The organism is Streptomyces sp. NPDC057565 (assembly GCF_042801455.1).
In the GTDB taxonomy this organism is placed as follows: Bacteria; Actinomycetota; Actinomycetes; order Streptomycetales; family Streptomycetaceae; genus Streptomyces; species Streptomyces yanii.
This window is the reverse complement of sequence record NZ_JBHVFU010000014.1, coordinates 157,318-174,382: the sequence shown is the minus strand read 5'-3', so window position 1 is coordinate 174,382 and position 17,065 is coordinate 157,318. Positions and strand designations below refer to the sequence as shown.

The following is a 17,065-nucleotide window of genomic DNA, read 5'->3' as shown; positions in this document are numbered from 1 at the left end:
TCACGAGAGCAGGTGCAATCTTTATGCGCATGTCACCGAAGCGCTCTCCGGGCGGCGCGGCGCGCCGCGCGAAGCGGGCGACCGCCGCCGTCGCCCCCGCGGAGCGGGTACCATATCGCTGCGCGATATGCAAGCGAACTGGGGTGCTTCGCACCCCAGTTGCCCCCCCGCTCCGCGGGGGCGCTGGCGGTGGCTTCGCCACCGCACCCGGGCATAGCCCGGGGTCAGTCCTTCCGCTTCGCTCCAGGGCTGACGAGGGAACAGCACTGGGGCTTCGCCCCGGTGCTGATGGTCCGATGCTTCGCATCGGACCGGGTTGGACTCTGTCTGTCCCGGTGGCTTCCGCTCCGCTCCAGCCACCCCATGCTCTGCACGGTTGGGCGTGCCACGCTCCGCGCGGCCCACCACGGGCCTGACGGCCCGGCAGCAACAGAAAGCTGCGGCAGTGGAGGGGTGGTGACGGGGAGTCAGAGCAAGGCCAGGAATACAGGGCCGGCACCCAGGCGAGGAAGGCGGGTTGAGGGGCCGTCAAGGCTCCAGTGTGGTTTGCAGTGAGGAGACTAATAGCTTTTAGTCACGTTAGAGGGAGCCTCATCATTCTGTGTGCTTCATTTTGGAGATCTGGATAGACTCTGGACTTAGAGCACACCACCCAGGACCGCTCCGGAGGCTTATCGAGATCCACCACCCGGCCTTGTCGGTGCCCCGCTGAGGCAGAGGAACCAGTCAACCGCGTCAGTACAGCCGTAGCCCTCGTGGCTCATCTACATGCAGGTTCCCGTTTCCCGCCGCTCGAATCGCCCGGGCGGCACCCAGGAGAAGACAGACGGATATGCCGACCACAAGCCGCGCTGATCAGCGCGAGGCCGCCCAGCGAGAAGCCATTGACGCGGTTCTCCGTGCCCTCGAATTGCCTGCACGATCACTTGTGCCCGAGCGAGGGCTCCGGACTCAGGTGATCATGGCAACCGGGTCCGGGAAGACCCGGGTGGCGGTCCGCAGCGCTGAGGAGCTCCACGCGGGCCGTGTACTGGTCCTCGTGCCCTCGCTGGACCTCCTGGCGCAGACCGAGACCGCGTGGCGCGAGGGAGGCCGCAGGGGGCCGATGATCGGGGTGTCCTCGCTGCGGGGTGAGGAGGTGTCCTTCCCCAACACCACGGACGTGGACGAGCTCGTGGACTGGACCCGAGGCCTGGACAAGGTCACCGTGTACGCCACATACGCCAGCCTCGGACTGGGCACGCTGGAGCGGGCGCACACCGCGGGCCTGGCGGCCTGGGACCTGATCGTCGTGGACGAGGCCCACAGGGTTTCGGGCCGGATCGGGAAGCCCTGGGCGGTCGTCCACGACAACCAGAAGATCCCGTCCCTGCGCCGCCTCTACATGACCGCCACACCCCGGCTGTGGCAGCTCGGCGACGACAGCGCAGACCAGGAGCAGAGCGGCGCACCCGGTGAGCTGGTGGCGAGCATGGACGACGACCCGCACGGGCCCTTCGGCAGCAGGGCGTTCACGTTGACGCTCTCGGACGCCATCGACCGGGGCATCTGCGCCCCCTACCAGGTAGTGTGCGTGGACGTGAGCGACACGCAGCTCCAGGCCGCGCAGTTGCTCGGTGCCGAGGCCCGGTCGGAGGCCGTGCGCGGGGCCCGACTCGCCGCCCTGCAGACCGCCCTGCTCAAGGCGTCCTCGGAGGAGAACTTCCACCGCACACTGGTCTTCCACCACATGGTCAAGGAAGCCGAAGCCTTCGCGGCCGGGCTGCCGGACATGGCCGCGCAGCTGCATGTGGCGGATCCGGAGCTCTACCCACGCGCGGTGTGGGCCGACTGGCTGTGCGGAGAGCACAAACCGCTTCATCGCAGGCGGGTCCTGGATGAGTTCGCCGCCGGCATCGCGGGTGACGGCACCGTGGTCGAGAAGGGCTACCTCAGCTCCGTGAAGGTCCTCGGGGAAGGAGTCGACACCCGAAATTGTGACTCCGTGTACTGGGCGGATGTGCGCGGCTCCATGCCGGACCTCGTCCAGGCGGTGGGCCGGGCGCTGCGGATGCAGCCGGGCGAGGGCAAGCTGGCCAGCCTGGTCGTACCAGTACTGCTCGGCCCCGGCGAGACGGCCGACAACATGCTCACGTCCAGGGCGTTCGGCGGGCTCGCCAAGCTCTTGGAAGCGCTGCGGGCGCACGACGCCAGGGTCGTGGAGACCCTCGCGGAGCAGCAGGCACGAAGCCGTGTCAGAGGCGTGCAGAGCCGCAGCGGCGGGGAACAGGAAGGCGAGGACGAGGGAGCAGAGAGCGACCGAAGCGACCGTCTGTCGGCGCCTGCGCGGTCGCTACTGAAGTTCTCCACGCCGCGTGACCCCGCGCAGCTGGCCGCGTTCATCAACCTGCGGGTCCTCAACCCCGAACACAAGCACTGGCGACGCGGCATCGAAGCCGCCACCCTCTACGCCCGCGAACATGGGGATCTGCGTGTGCCGTTCACCCACCGCGTGCCCGGCCGCGACCAGGCGGTGGAAGCCGAGGGATGGCCGGCCTCGCTCGCCAACTTCCCCCTCGGACAGTGGATCGCCGACAATCGGCGCTTCCACGCCCACGGAAACATGGACACCGACCGCGCCGCGCAGCTGGAAAAGCTCGGCATGATCTGGTCCCACTACGACGTCGCGTGGGAGGAAGGCCTGACCGCCGCCCGCGGATGGGCGACCAAACACGGGCACCTCCTGGCGCCGCTGGACGCCACCTACCAGGGCGCAGCGGTGGGCATCTGGCTCAAGAACGCCCGCGCCGCCGCCCGGAAAGCCGCCGAGATCGAACAGCGGCGTGCCGAAGGACTGCCCATCCAGTCATCGGCCGGCGCCCTGTCGAACGAACGGCGCGAACAGCTCGAGGACATCGACCCCTCCTGGTGCCCAAGCTGGCCCGTCACCTGGCAACGATGCTTCCACCTCACCCGGCAGCACCTGGAGGCTGGCGGCACGCTGCCCACCGAGCCCGGCGACGTCCTGCGCCAGGGCGAGGATCTCGGGCGGTGGGTCAAGTCGGTAAGGCTCGGATGGGACCACCTCACCGGCGTGCAGCAATGGATGTGCGAACACATCCTCGGGATCCAACCCGCCACCGAGGCCGAAAAGCCCAAGCCCCGCACCAGCCAAGCCGACAAATGGGCCATGCACCTCACCGCCGCCCGACAGTTCTACGAACGCGAAGGGCACCTGAAGGTCCCGCGCAAGCACATCGAAACCATCGCGGCCGGCGGGAGCGACGGAAGCGACGGCAAGGGCCAGGAGCAGCGGGAACTGCGGCTGGGCGCCTGGATCAGCAACCAGCGGTCCCGGGCGGCGACGCTGACCCCGGAACGGATCGAACAACTCTCCACCATCGGCATGCGATGGACCTGACGATCGGCTGGAACGCCTTTGGTTGTGGCCGTGCGACGCTCGTGGTGGATGTTTCGGCGGGCCGAGTACGACTGCGACTGCGGCTGGGCTGAGGACCAGGTGCGGTTCACCGGCGCGTGGATCCGGCGCGGCACCGGCCGCCAGGCCGTCGTCGCCCCTGGTCCACGCCGTCGCCATGCCACGCACCAGCGGACCGAGAAGTGGGCCTCCACCTGGCCGCCGACCGTCAGTTCTGCGAACGCGACAGCCACACAGACCCTCAAGATCTCCGGCTGTAGTACAAGGCCCTGCGCAGGGTCAGCCTCAACCCCGCCGCCATCACCCGGATCGCCCGAGCCGCCCTCGTGAAAACGGCCACGCCGTCTGAACGAAGATCACGAAACGTCACGAGAAGCTACCGAGACGGGCCCAATGTCATACCGTCACGAAGCCCTCGGTCCACTCGTCGTCGTCGATCGTGTAATGGTCGATGTGGAAGCACAGCGGCTCGTCGGAGAATCCTGGCGACTTTCGAGCCTCGATGATCCGCGATTCTGCTTTTTCGCGGTTTGAGTAGACCCCTAGGAGTTTCACGTCGTCGCCTCCTTCTTCGTCTGCCCAGAAGTCACCCTCGGTCTTGAAGTGGCGAATCTCGCCGTCCTCCTCCGCGCGGTGATGCACATGCCAGAGAAGGTAGGCCGAGTTCTTGTCCATTTCTCCTTGCCTGACTTCCTTGAGGCTTTCGCCCAGAGTATTTTGATCTTTTGGATGGCCCAGGCTTTTCCGTACCACCAGATGAGGCCGGCGATGGCCACGACAGCGGCGACTCCGATGATGGTAAGTGCCGTTCCTGCGCTGATGCCCAGTCCAGCGGCTCCTACGAGAGCGATGGCGGCCATCCGTCCGTCGAGGTCGACGAGATTGATGGGGTCGCCGCAGGTGTAGTCGTAGGCGTTGCAGCTTCCGCCGCGGATGGGGTCGGTGCTGAGGAAGCGGCCGGTGTTGGGGTTGTAGAGGCGGACGCCCATGAGGGTGAGTCCGGTGAGGGTTTCGCTGCTGCGTTGATGGGCGCCGAGCCAGTTGTAGCGGGAGGGGCTGTCTCGGTGCGGGGGTTGCCGAATTCGTCGGTGTCGGAGGTGGTGGGGGCCTGGTTGGTGTCGAGGGGGAGGTAGAAGGCGATGTCGCCGTGGAGGGCGGTCAGGGTGAGGATTGCCGGGTCGTGGAATTTAGTGGGGGTGCGCCTCCCGCCGGCTCCGCCGGGTGGTTGCACAGCGTGAGCGCAGGCGCTGGTTCGCTCGGTTCCGGAAGCCGAAGGCGTTGCCGGCTTCGAGCTTGATGAGGCGGTTGTTGCCCTCGGGGGCGGCGTTGGTGATGCCGGTGGTCAGATAGGTCTCGATGCCGTCCCACCACTGCTCGACGGTCTCGGCGAGGGTGACGAGTTCGGGCAGGTGGGCGTGGTCGGCGACGTGGGCGAGGAAGCGGTGGCGGGCGGCGGAGACCGCGGAGCGGTCGGGGGTGACGTGGCTGCGGCTGACGGCCAGAGCCAGGAGGTCGCGCAGGAGTTCCTTGGCCTGCCAGGCCGCGTAGATTTGCTTCCCGTAGGTGCCCATGTAGGCCAGCTCGGCCTTGAGAAGCTCGCGTTGTTCGCCGGTGAGGTGCTCCTTGTTGCGGCGCAGGAGCTTGCGGACGGTGTAGATGCTGTCGCCCTTGCGGGCCCGGCGGCCGTGCCCCGCCCGGGATGGTGTCCGGACGGGGCAGTGGTGTGACGGGTTCCGCGATGCGGCGGTCACGCGCCGGCGGGGCGGCCCTTGTCGGCGAGGACACGCAGTTCCGCGAGGTCCTCCGGGGCGAGGTCGAGCGACGTCGCCCGGGTGAGCAGCGCCCCGATCTCCTCGGCTCGGCCCTGCCCGGCGAGGAAGCGCGCATAGGGCAAAAAGGCTTCCTCGTCCTCGTGCTCGATCGCGTCCCAGTAGCGCCGGTCGGCCTGCTCCGGCTGCCCGAGCTCCTCGTGCAGGAGCGCCAGGTTCAGGTATGCGTTCGTTTCCTTGTCCTGGTCGAGGGCGGCCTCGTAGTGAAGCACGGCCTCCTGCAGGGCACCGGTGTCGGTCAGGTGGAGGGCGTAGGCGAAATGCGCGCCGGGCAGATCCTCGTTGAGGGCCTCCCGCAGGTGCTGTCCCGCCGCTTCACTGTCCCCCGTGTCGTTCTCGGCTCCGCCGAGCGCGACCAGGACGGAGCGGTGTCCGGCCTCCAGGGCCTGCCGCAGCCAGCCGACGGCCTCTGCGGGCTTGTCCTGGTCGAGCAGGAGACGGCCGAGGTTGCCAGCGGCCATGGTGTCCCCCTGGTCCACCGCCTGGCGCAGCAGATCGGCGGCCTCGTCCAGCCGCTCCCCGCCGTCGCGCAGGAAGGCGCCGTAGTCGTTGAGCGCGTTCGGGTGATTCTCGGCCAGCGCCCGTTGGTAATACTCTTCAGCGCGAGGGTGGTCCTCGATCTCGTCCGCCAGAATCCCGGCGATCCACAGGGTCACGTTGCGGCCATGGTGGTCCGCCTCCTGAAGGGCCGACACCGCTTCCGCGGGCCGGTCGAGCTGGATCAGCAGATCGGCCAGGGCCTCGTACGCCCCGGCGTTGCCCGCGGCCGCGGCGGCGGAGATCGCCTCCAGCGCAGCGTTGGTGTCTCCCCAGTCCTCCACCAGATCCAGAATCTTGTCCGCGACATCGTCGTCCGGGCTGGTCCATGCCTCCAGGTAGAGGGACAGCGCGGCAGCATGATTCCCCGCCGACCACTGTCGCTCCGCCCGGACCTCGACGTTGTCCTCCGGCATGAAGGTGTCCTCTCGTACTGCTGCCTGGGCCCGTGTCCGCGCGTGGCACCAGGGCGTGCGCCAGCATGGCACACGCCCTGGACCGTGAACGGTCAGAGCCGTTCCGCGTCAGCGATTGCGCTTGTTCGGATTGTCGAACTTCTTACGACCGCCGTGGCGGTCGCCCTTGTTGTGTTTGTCGCTCGTGCTCTTCGATTTGCCCTTGCGGTGTCCCTTCCGGTTCTTCTGTGTCTTGTGGGTCTCGTCCTTCTTGCGGTGTGCGAAGGCGACCTGCAGCTTGTGCACGGCCGCGCTCACGCCGTACCACAGGGCATATCCGGCGAGGGCGATCACGAAGGCCGCACCCAGGACGATCAGCACCTCACTGAGGCCGAGGCCCGCCGCGGCGACGACGAACGCGCCGGCCATGCGGCCGTCGAGGTCGTAGCAGTTGACCGGGTCGCCGTTGCAGTACTCGTAGGCGTTGGCGCTGCCACCGGGGACGGGGTCGACGGTCAGGAATCGGCCGGTGTCCGCATTGGAGAGGCGCACGCCCATCAGGAGCAGGCCGGACGGAGTGTCGTCCGAGCGCTGCGCGCCGCCGAGCCACGCGTAGCGGGCGGACGCCTGGCCGGCGCGCGGGTGACCGTACTCGTCGTAGTCGAGGACGGTCGGCGCCAGTGTGGTGTCCGCGGGCAGTTGCAGGGCGATGTCGCCGTGGAGGTTGGCGAGCTGAAGGACGGTCCCGCCGGTCTTGGCGGTGATGGCGGTGAGGCTGCCGTCGAGACCGTCGACGTTGCGGGTCAGCGCCCCGGTGGCGGTGTCCTCGCTGATCCAGCGGGGTGTGTCGCTGTCGTCGGCGTAGTGGTTGGTCTTGCCGGCGGTGGTGGTCCAGGTGGTGCCGTCGCTGGTCTCCACGGTCCAGCTCTGGTGGCGGAAGGCGGCGTCGAGGGTCCAGGTCTGGCGGGTGGTGCCGTTGGTCTGGCGGCGGACGAGGTCGTTGGCGTAGTAGTCGATGCTGCCGTGACCGGGGACGGTCAGGGTGCGGCCGAGGTCGTCGTAGGTGTAGCCGGTGTCGGTGATGCGGTCGGCGGTGTCGTAGGTGTGGGTGGTGCTGGGTTGTGGTGCGGTGGAGCAGGCGGCGCCGCTGGCTGCGGTGCCGGTGGTCTGGGCGGTTCGGTTGGAGCGTTGGTCGAGGGTGTAGGTGCGGCGGGTGCATTCGGTCTGTGCGGTGTCGTCGGTGCGGGTGAGCCGGCCGACGGCGTCGTACGTGAACTCCTGTGTGGTCCAGCCGGTGTGGCGGGTCACCTGGCTGTGCGCGGAGTAGGTGGCAGTGTCGGAGTAGACCGTAGTGCCGTCGCTGTCGCGGGTGTAGAGGCGTGCGAGGGCGGCGCCCGTGGTGTCGTACTGGGTGCGCGCCGTATAGCCGCCGGGGAGGGCCTGCTGGGTGGTGCGGCCGTCGGGGTCGTAGGTGGCGGTGAAGGCGCCGGCGACGGAGTCGGTGATGGTGGTGGGCAGGCCGCGGGGTTCAGTGCTGTGGTTGTAGGTGTAGGTGGTGGTGGAGGGGACCCCGTCGGTGATGGTGACGGTCCGGTCGAGGTTGTCGTAGGTGGTGGTCGTGGTGGAGCCGGAGGCGTCGGTGTAGTTGGTGGGGCGGCCCAGGGCGTCGTAGTCGCGGTAGATCGCGCCGGCCGAGGCGGTGTTCCAGGAGGACGTCTCTTCCACGAGGCCGGTGGCGGGGTCGTAGTAGGTGTCCTGTTCTGGGACGGCAGTGCCAAGGCCGTCGGTCATCGAGTAGTTGACCAGGCGTCCGGCGGCGTCGTAGGTGTAGAAGGTCATGCGGGTGGTGTCGTCGGAGGTCTCCGTGGTCTGGGCGACGCTGCCGTAGTAGTCGTACTCGGTGGTGGTGTCGACCCGGTGGGTCGGGTTGCTGCCGCCGCCGGTGATGGCTCCGGCCGGGCCGGTCCAGCAGGGCAGGTCGGCCCATTCGGGCCGTCCCTGGCACCATCCGGTACCCGTCGCGGTCCAGTACTGCGTGATGGTGGTGGCGGCGTCGCTTCCGGTACTGCCGGGGAGACTGGCCGCGATGACGCGGCCCTGGGTGTCATAGTCGGCGGAGGTGTTGATGTTCAGCCCGCCGGTATCCGCGATCGTGAGGTTGGGGAGGCCCAGCCCCCAGTCGTACTGGATCTCGGTGAGGCGCTTGTCGGTCATGAGGGAGTCGTAGCCACGGACGCGGGCGCCGACGTTGGCCAGGGTGAGGGCATCCCTGATGACGGCGGTGCCGTTGGTGGGCCGCCCGGTGTCGTACTCGTTGACCGTCCAGGACTGGGCGGGCACGGACGTTCCGGCCGGGATCAGCACCGTAGTGCCGTCCTTGAGGTCGGCGGTCAGGTCGACTCGGTGGAGCGGACCGAACGCCTCCAGCAGACGGGTTCCGGTGGAGTCGAAGTAGTTGTTCGTGGCGAGGAGGTCGGCGCGGTCGGCGGAGTCGAGGGATTCGATTCCGAGGTCGGCCAGGACAGCCTGTTGCTCGGCGGTCACCCCAATACTCAGGGCCCGGTTGGCAGAGGTGAGCTCGCGAATCGTGTTGCCGAACCGGTCGTAACCTACGGCGTTCATGTGCCCGCCGGGCTCGGCGGTGTTCAGGGTTCGGCCGGAGGCGTCGAGGTAGGTGACGGTGGCCCGGCCGTAGCTGCCGGAGGTCAGGGACGTACCGACGTGCGAGGCGGGCGTGGCGTCTGCGGGGAAGAGGGCGGTGGCGTCGGTGGGTGCGGTGCGCTGGCCCCAGTCGGAGACGTCTCCGGCGTCCATGGAGCGGGGTGCTGAGCTGCCGGTGAGGGGTACGTCGTAGACGACGCTGGTGGTGGCGGTACCGGAGACGGTGGAGGAGGTGCCGGCCTGGAGGGTGGGTCGGGAAGCGGTGAGGAGCATGCCGGGGCCGGCGGCGGTGCTGGTGCCGGCGGTGCCGTAGGTGAAGGTCCACGGCAGGAGGCCGGGCGGGGTCAGGGTCAGGACGCGGCCGTCGGTGTCGTAGGAGTAGGCGGTCGTGAGCGCCGGGGTGATCTGGGGGTTCCAGGTCTCGCACAGGCGGCCGGAGGTGTCGTAGGAGTAGGCGGCGACGGTGCGGCTGGTGGCGGTGGCGGCACCGGGGGCGGTGGCCCACAGGCGCAGTTCCTTGACCTGGCCGGTGTAGTCGCCCAGGGCGCTGGAGGTGGCGGTGGTGGAGGTGGCGTAGACGAACTCCAGGGTGCGGCAGCCCTTGGTGGAGGGGGTGGCCGCGCAGGTGGCGGCGGTGGCGGCGGTGGTGGTGGCGATGAGCCGCTTGGGCCGCGCCAGGGTGGACGGCCCCGAGACGACGGTCTCCGTCTGGACGGTGGCGGTGGAGTTCGTCAGGCCGTCCAGGAGGGTGGTGGCCAGTTGCCAGGTGGTGGCGGAGGTCGGCTTGACGTAGGTGCTGACCGTGCCGTCGGTGTCAGCCAGCGTGAAGGAGGTGGCCACTGAGCCGGTCAGGGTCAGGTGCTCGTAGCCGGGTTCGGGGATCCATCCGGTGGCGGCGGCATTGGCGGTGAAGTGGATGCTGGAGCCGTCGGAGTCGACGAGGTCGAGGGCGGTGTCGGTGACGCGCCGGATGTGGGTGTCGCTGGCACCGGTGGTCTCGGCGGCGATGCCGGTGGTCCATTCCTTGCCGAAGATCGGGGCCTGGCCCTGGGTACGGGCGTCGGGGTGCCGGGAGGCCGCCGAGCGGGTCACGGTCAGGCCGAAGGCCGAGGCGTCGGTGGCGTCGAGGCTGAACTCGCCGGTCAGCAGGTTCACCTGGCCCGGTCCGACGGAGGTCGTCGCTGCTCCCGATGCGGCGCGGTCGACGACGGCGATCTGGGCGGGGGTGGCCTGGGTGGGGTAGCCGGTCGCGGTGAAGTCGGCTTTGATCTCGATGGCGCCGTCGGGGTTGACGGTGTCGCTGGCGTTCCACACCAGCGGGGCGTTCTTCCCCGAAGGCGCCGCCACCGGCCACGTGGTCAGCGGGGTGCCGCCGGAGGTGACGTCACCGGGCGGGATCGCCACCCAGCCGTCGGCAGCCGATCGGCGCCAGGAGAAGGCCACGGAGGTGTACTTGGTGGCGTCCGCCTCGGCTTGGAGCAGAAGGCGGCGGGGGGTGCGGGTGCCGGGGTCGGGGCTGATGATGCCGCCGGCGCCGGCGTGGAAGGTGTACTCGATTTCCTCGGAGCGGTTGTCGGCCTTGTCGACGCTGCGCACGGCCAGGACGTGGGTGCCGTTGGTCGCCGGTGTGACACTGAACGTCTTGGCCGTGGACGCGCCGCCGGTGGCGATCTTCGTCCAGGTGGCGCCGTCGAGGGACCATTCGATCCAGTTGTGGTCGGTGCCGGCCGGCGGGGTGACGGTGAAGGAGCCGGCCTGGCCGGCGCCCTTGACCCAGCTGCTGCTCGGGTAGTCGGTGGAGGTGACCGACGCCGGTGCAAAGGGGGCGGTGGTGTCGACGGTGAAGGATTTCCAGGCCGACCAGGTGCTGCCGGTCAGGGCGCCGTCACCGGCGATGGTGCGGAACGTGTAGGTGGTGCCGTTGGTCAGGAGCCCGGAGGGCACCTTCACCGATGCCGCCGACCCGGAGGCGACCGCGGTCGAGACGATGTTGGAGCCGATCTGCGTGGTGCCGGCGGAGTTGTAGACCTGGAAGGTGCCGGTGACCTTGTCGCCGTTGGGGTCCACGAACGTGTCCCGCAGTGTCGGCGTCGTGGTGGAGACGGTGTAGGCGCCGGAGTAGGAGAAGAACGGCGGTCCGGCCTCCTGCTTGGTGCCGGCCCGGGGGCGCTGGTTGTACGTCACCGTCAGCTTCGGCGGATTCGACGCCGCCTGCGCGGAGTTCACCCGCTTCCACTGCGCCACCACGGTCTCACTGGACGCCCGCAGCCCGAGCGTGGAGGTGTCCGCAGCGGCCGTCGCCCACGACTGGGCCAGGGACGTGACGTCCGCGTTGATCCAGCCGTCCGCCGTGCACGCCGCGTTGCCCTTGGTCTCGGTGGACGTCGCGTACTTCGTCCCCCAGGTCGGCTGCGCCGTCCACCGGCTGGAGGTGGAGGCGGTCGTGGTGGACCACACCTCCCACGGGTAGGCCAGGCAGTCGGTGTTCGCGGAGTGGAAGTTGAACAGCGACAGCTTCGCCGAGGAAACCACCGCGTCCGCCAGCGGTGCGGTCTTCCATGTCACGAAGGACCGCGCGGTGCGGGGTGTCCCGTCGGCGTTCGTCGTCCCCGGGTTGCCCCAGTCCAGCTCGACGTCCCCGGACAGGTCGGTGGTCTCGCCCTGCTGGACGTAGGTGTCGAACAAACCGGCCAGGGCCGTCGTCGACGGGTCGATCGTGACCGGGTACTGCGTGGCGGAGGCCGCGAGGTAGTCGGCGTCCGGTGTCAGGACCAGGTCCGCGCCGCCCTTGCGGGCGACGACCTTCATCGCCACCCGGGCCCGGTTCACCCGGTCCCCCGAGCGGGCGTCGACCTGCTCGTCCCACATCACCGGAGCCGGCATCACCGCCCGCACCGCACTGCGGGCATCAGTGAACTCCACCGACCCGCCTGCCGCCTGACGAACCTTCAACCCGGGCGACGACAACGGCAGCGTGTAGCTGAAGCCCGCCTCCGGCCGCTCCCGGAGCACCACGTACTGCTCGAAGCCCGTACGCGTCGCGGAGACCACCAGATCCGCGCCGGGGAAGGCATCCCGGTACGTCGCCGTCCGCCCCTCCAGCGTCGGAGTCGGCAGGACACCCTTCCACTGCAGCGACACCCGATCGCCGCCGCTGCCCAGCGTCACCAGGTCGCGGCCGGCGCTCTTCTGCGCCGCGGCCAGGGACGGCTCGCCCTGCAGCCCGCCCCGCGCCAGGGTCAGGCCGCGGGGGTGCCCCTGCGGGCGCACACCCGAGGCATCGGCCACGAGGTCCAAGTCGACCGGCAGCCACTTGCCGTCCTTCTGGAACCGGGTCGGCCCTGCCGTGATCTCCGTCGTCAGCGATCCGTCGGAATTCACCCACGTCGTCGCGGTCTCCGACCGCTCTGCGGCAGCCTCGACGCGATGACCGCTCAACCGGGCCGCCACCCGCGCCGCGAGTAGATCGTCGGCGACCGTCACACCTGCTTGAGCGCCGCCGTCCGCAGCGGCCGGCGTTGCGACAACCGCGCCGGTCAGCCCGACGGCCACTGCCAGAGCGGTCACGCCGGATATCCAGCGGGCTCCGAGAAGAGGGATTCTGAACTCCGCAAGACGAACCCAGCGACGCACCACGCTTCCCCCTCGGCAAGCATCACACGGCGAGAGGCACAAAGTATTGCCGCGTCACTGAAATCGCTAGGGTTCCCTCAAATATATAAATGGAACACGATAATCCTGAATGTCCAATTCGCCCGTGATCATGAAAAGAGTGTCGTGATCGAAATTCTCCGGCGGAACCAACAGCGGTCACACGCGGTTCGCGCAGACGCCGGGGTGGAGGCCGCCGGCCTTCGGGCGATGACGGCCATCGCGGCGAAGGAGCGCGGGCCGCTGGACGGTGACCGCCTACTGGCGGCTGCAGCCAGGGTGGGCGCGGGTGGCTGGGGGCATCCGCAACCTGCGAGTACGGGCAGGACCGACCGGTGTGGCATCGTGACCGGGATACGAGATCATGAAGGGTTCCTCCACGCGGGTTCGGATGCGATGGGCGTCACACTGGGCGTTGCGGTGTTGACGATGGGAGACCGCGCTCGGGAGCTTCTGGCGCTGCTGGACTCGGTCCGGGCTCAGGAGGGCGGCGGGGAGACCCGGGTGGTGGTGCTGGGGCAGGGGGTGGATCTGCCCGGTCTGCAGCAGTCCCTTTCGCCGAACTCGGGCTGGAGTGGGCGACGTAGCGATTCGGGTGGCTGCACCAGTGGAAGCGGCCACCCGAATCGATGGAGGTAGTCAGCTGCCGAAAACTGTGTTCAGGGCCTGCTGGCCTTGCTCGATCGTGGTGCTGAGGGCAGCCGACGTTGTGCCGATCTGGCCGAGTGCACCCATCAAGGCGTTGTAGGCGGTGCGGATACGGCCAGATTGTGCAGTCTCGCTGCTGGCCTCGTCAGCGAGGACTTCGGCGTCGTGAACGAGCTGCGCTTCCTCTTCGGGCTCCATGCCATAGATCGGGGCGAGCTGCTTTACGAGCTCTGCGAACTCGCGCATGGCGCTGGGGTCGAAGGCATTGTTGTGGTTGTGCTGCTCAACGTTGCCCTTGGTGCCAGCAACGACGTTTGTGGCGTTGATGCTGTAGTAATCGCCCGGGCGGGTCCGGTTGAGGTAGTCGCTCACAGTTGCTCCAGAGAGTACGCAGTCGATGCCGTCGATGGTGATGGCGACGGTTTCGGGCTCGGTAGCGATCTTCTCGACAAGCCCCGAGTGAGTGAGGCGTGCCAGTGCGTAGGCCAGTTCCGTTCCTGACAAGGCGTCTCCGGCGAAGTGTGATTCGGCGGCGGTCAGGAAGGTGGCGGGGTTGGTGGGGCGCTGGTCGTGGGCAGTGGTGTAGAGCCAGCGCAGAAGGGTGTCGGTGGCGTAGCGGTGCCGTGCCGCGGGATCGCTACGTAGTTGGGCAAGCCGCCTGAGCTCTACGCGCCCGTCGTCAGTGATCCTCCAGAGCTCACCAGATGCGCTCGGCGAGGCAAGAAGGCCATCACGCTCCAGTGCGTGAGCCAGGACGCTGACATCCTCCGGGGGCATCCCTGTCAGGCTGACGTAGGCGTCCTGGTTCGCGTATCCCCTGGAAGACTGTGTGCCCAGCCAAATCAATAGAGCCACCAGCTGAGGGTCCTGCTCAATCCCGACCCCGGTGACCCCAGAGGAAATCGTGAACCCTTGGCCGGCTACCGGCACGGTGACCGGGTACTTCCGAGCGGCGCGCTGGTAAGCCTTGTTGATTTCCTTGACGTGCTTCTCGATCGCTCTGTGATCAATGTCCTTGTTGGCCACCTAGGCCCCCCTTCGCGGTTCCTTAGGCGAAGAGTAGGGAGAAGCACTGACAATGATGCCCACGTGGCACGAGCGCTGGAGGCTGGCCTACCACTTCAGGGCCGGGACCGGCAGAGCTCTGGTGCGGTCAACACCGGATACCGAGGAAGCCGCTCCTGTCGCCTCCTGGCGGCTTGAGCCTCACGCTCTTCCCATCCGCAGTTCTTGACGCTGCTGCAGACGCTGCAGTCGCTCCCCCTCCTGGGACGTGGTCTCCCAGATGTCGGACAAGACCTTGCGGCCACAGGCTGGGCGTGGCCACGCGCGGTGTCCTCCAGCCACTCCTCGTTGACTGCACGCACCGACGGCACCGAGGGCTGTGGGCCGGATCGCCCCTGGTTGGGCATCGTTCGTACGCTACGAGCCGGGCAGGCGGGGAAAGACCGTGTTCGTGCAGGTGAATGGGGGCGTTGGTGCAGGGCAGGTCGGTGCTGCGGACGCATCAGGTGGAGGCGGTGGACGCGGCGGTGCGCGCCCTGGGGAACGTTGCTTCGTCGGGCATGGGGCTGCGGGCGACGATCGTTTCGGCGTGTGGGACGGGCAAGACTCTGATGGGTGCGCACACAGCCTTGAGGGTGGCCCGCACGGGCCGGGTGCTGGTCCTGGTGCCGACACTGGATCTGCTGGTGCAGACGGTTGCCGCTTGGCGGGAGTCGGGCCGCACGGGGCCGATGGTGGCGGTCTGCTCGCTGCGGGTGGACGCGGAGCTGGATGCCGCCGGGGTGCGCTGCACGACTGACGCGCGGCTCCTGTCGGTGTGGGCTGGCAGGAAGGGGCGGGTGACGGTGTTCGCCACGTACGCGTCACTGCCGGTGCTCACCGAGGCTCATGCCTCGGGGCTTGGGCGGTGGGACTTGGTGGTGGTGGACGAGGCGCACCGCACGTCGGGGCCGTGGGGCAAGCCGTGGGCCGCGGTCCATGACGATGCTGTGCTGCCGGCGAGCCGTCGGCTGTATCTGACGGCGACGCCGCGGGTGGCCGATCCCTGGGCGTCCGCGGACGACGGGGTTGGCGGGACGGAGAGCGGGCCGGCGCTGGTGGCCTCGATGGACGACGAGATGGTGTTCGGCCCGGTGGTGTACCGGCTGTCGCTGGCCGAGGGTATCGCCCGCGGGCTTCTGGCCCGCTATCAGATCATCGTGATGGAGATCCGCGACCAGGCTCTGGCTGCGGGCGCGTCAGGTGAGGAAGGTTCGGAGGCGACAGTAGCCACGGCGCGGCTGGAAGCGTTGAGCACAGCCGTACTCAAGGCCGCAGCCGCCCATCAGCTCGATCGCGTGATGACGTTCCATCATCGTGTCGCTGACGCACGCGCGTTCGCCCAGGCGTCGCCGGACGCCTCCGGTCGGCTCTGGGATACGGATCCGGTGATCTACCCGCGGCGGGTGTGGTCCGGCTGGCTGCACGGTGGCCATGGAATGGCCCACCGGCGCGAGGTGTTGGCGCAGTTCGCCCGCGGCTGGGGAGCGGACGGGGTGGTGGTGGAGCGCTGCGTGCTGTCCAGTGCCCGGGTGCTGGCCGAGGGGGTGGACATCCCCGAGGTGGACGCGGTGGTCTTCGCCGATCCGCGGGAGTCGATCGTCGACACCGTGCAGACGGTCGGACGCGCGCTGCGGCAGGGCCCGCGCGGCGACAAGGTCGCCTCCCTGGTGGTGCCGGTATTTCTGTCCCCTGACGAGCGCAGCGAGGACTGGCTCAGCTCCGGCTCGTATCTGCCGCTGGTCAAGGTCCTGGCCGCGCTGGCCGCCCACGACGCTGACGTGATCGACCGGCTTGCCGACTGGCCCGGCGGGGGCGCTACGGGAGCGCCCGCGCTGGCGGAGGGACCGCTGCTGTTTGCCACCGCCCGTCAGCCCGCCGACATCGCGGATTTCGTCAGGCTGAGGGTGATCAACGTCGAGCGCCGCGGGTGGCTGCGCGGCTGGTCGGCCGCGCGCCGCTTTCACGCGGCCCACGACCATCTGAACGTCCCCTACCACGCGAAGGACGGTGCATTCCCGCTGGGCCGGTGGATCGCCGAGCAGCGCCAGGCCAACAAGACCGGCCACCTGTCCGCCTTGCGCATCGACGCGCTGGAACGTTTGGGCATGGTGTGGAGTCACGCCGACCACGTGTTCAGCGCCGGGCTGTCGATGGCCCGCGCCTACCACGCCGTCCATGGCCACCTCGCGGCCGGGCACGACGCGGTCGTGGACGGCTACCCAGTTGGAACGTGGCTGGCCAACCGGCGCCGGGAGGCCCGGCTGCCCGCCGGCAGCAAGGGCGCGCTGTCCAACGCGCGCAAGGCGGCGCTGGCCGGCGTGGACCCGTACTGGTGCCCCCAGTGGCCGCTTGTGTGGCAGCGCCGCTACACCCTCCTCAAGCGGCACCTTGCCGCAGGAGACCCGGTGGAGGCGGTTGATCTCGAGCCGGGTCACATGATCGCGGGGGAAGACATCGGCGCCTGGCTGGCCCGCCAGCGCAGCCATGGGGACACCCTCCACGAGGAACAGCGCCGGCTGCTGGCCGAGCTCGGCGTGACGCCCGGCGGTGACGGCGTCCAGAGCGTGCCGCGCCTCACCCCGGACCCCAAGTTCATACGGAACCTCGCCGCGGCAGCCGCCTACTCACAGCGTGAAGGACATCTGAACGTCCCCCGCAAGCACATAGAGATCACCGACGGTGCCGAGATCAAGCTCGGGATATGGATCTCCAACCAGCGCTGCCGCCGAGTGCGACTGCACCCGCAGCGCATCGAGGCCCTCGACCAACTCGGCATGCGCTGGAACTGAAACCGGGGCGGTTTCCGCTGCAGCGGAATCCGCCCCGCGCGCACGGTCTCCCGTCCACGCGGACCTCGGCGACGCCCGCCGCCTCGGCCT

The 17,065-nt window shown here is 68.9% G+C and carries 7 protein-coding genes and 1 pseudogene; 2 read left to right on the top strand and 6 right to left on the bottom strand.

Features of this window, described 5'->3' with window-relative positions; translation table 11 throughout:
* Positions 1–832: 832 nt before the first annotated feature.
* On the top strand, positions 833–3,400 hold the full coding sequence (locus ACFU8W_RS25015; protein WP_384041166.1) for a Helicase associated domain protein: 2,568 nt from the start codon (positions 833–835) through the stop codon (positions 3,398–3,400).
* 414 nt (positions 3,401–3,814) lie between these two features.
* Here the strand turns inward: ACFU8W_RS25015 and ACFU8W_RS25010 are convergent, their stop codons facing one another.
* The 6 genes and pseudogenes from ACFU8W_RS25010 to ACFU8W_RS24985 all read right to left on the bottom strand — a co-directional run bounded on the left by ACFU8W_RS25010 (position 3,815) and on the right by ACFU8W_RS24985 (position 14,165).
* Positions 3,815–4,093, bottom strand: a complete 279-nt coding sequence (locus ACFU8W_RS25010; protein ID WP_384041187.1) for a hypothetical protein — start codon at positions 4,091–4,093, stop codon at positions 3,815–3,817.
* A 248-nt stretch (positions 4,094–4,341) separates the two neighbouring features.
* Positions 4,342–4,407: pseudogene (locus ACFU8W_RS25005) on the bottom strand (hypothetical protein); the annotation flags it as partial.
* A gap of 198 nt (positions 4,408–4,605) precedes the next feature.
* Positions 4,606–5,169, bottom strand: coding sequence for a transposase (locus ACFU8W_RS25000; protein WP_384041163.1), 564 nt, complete (start codon positions 5,167–5,169; stop codon positions 4,606–4,608).
* The gene (locus ACFU8W_RS24995; RefSeq protein WP_384041160.1) at positions 5,166–6,200 is read right to left on the bottom strand and encodes a tetratricopeptide repeat protein; all 1,035 of its coding nucleotides are present in this window, start codon (positions 6,198–6,200) and stop codon (positions 5,166–5,168) included. The genes ACFU8W_RS25000 and ACFU8W_RS24995 overlap by 4 nt, the downstream gene beginning before the upstream one ends.
* A 108-nt stretch (positions 6,201–6,308) precedes the next feature.
* Complete coding sequence (locus ACFU8W_RS24990; protein WP_384041157.1) at positions 6,309–12,407, bottom strand: DNRLRE domain-containing protein; 6,099 nt, start codon at positions 12,405–12,407, stop codon at positions 6,309–6,311.
* Positions 12,408–13,130: 723 nt separating this feature from the next.
* Positions 13,131–14,165, bottom strand: coding sequence for a hypothetical protein (locus ACFU8W_RS24985; RefSeq protein WP_384041154.1), 1,035 nt, complete (start codon positions 14,163–14,165; stop codon positions 13,131–13,133).
* Between the two features lie 452 nt (positions 14,166–14,617).
* Here ACFU8W_RS24985 and ACFU8W_RS24980 point away from each other — a divergent pair, with 452 nt between their 5' ends.
* A complete protein-coding gene (locus tag ACFU8W_RS24980; protein ID WP_384041181.1) occupies positions 14,618–16,975 on the top strand; it encodes a Helicase associated domain protein in 2,358 nt (785 codons plus the stop codon).
* The last annotated feature ends 90 nt before the right edge of the window (positions 16,976–17,065 follow it).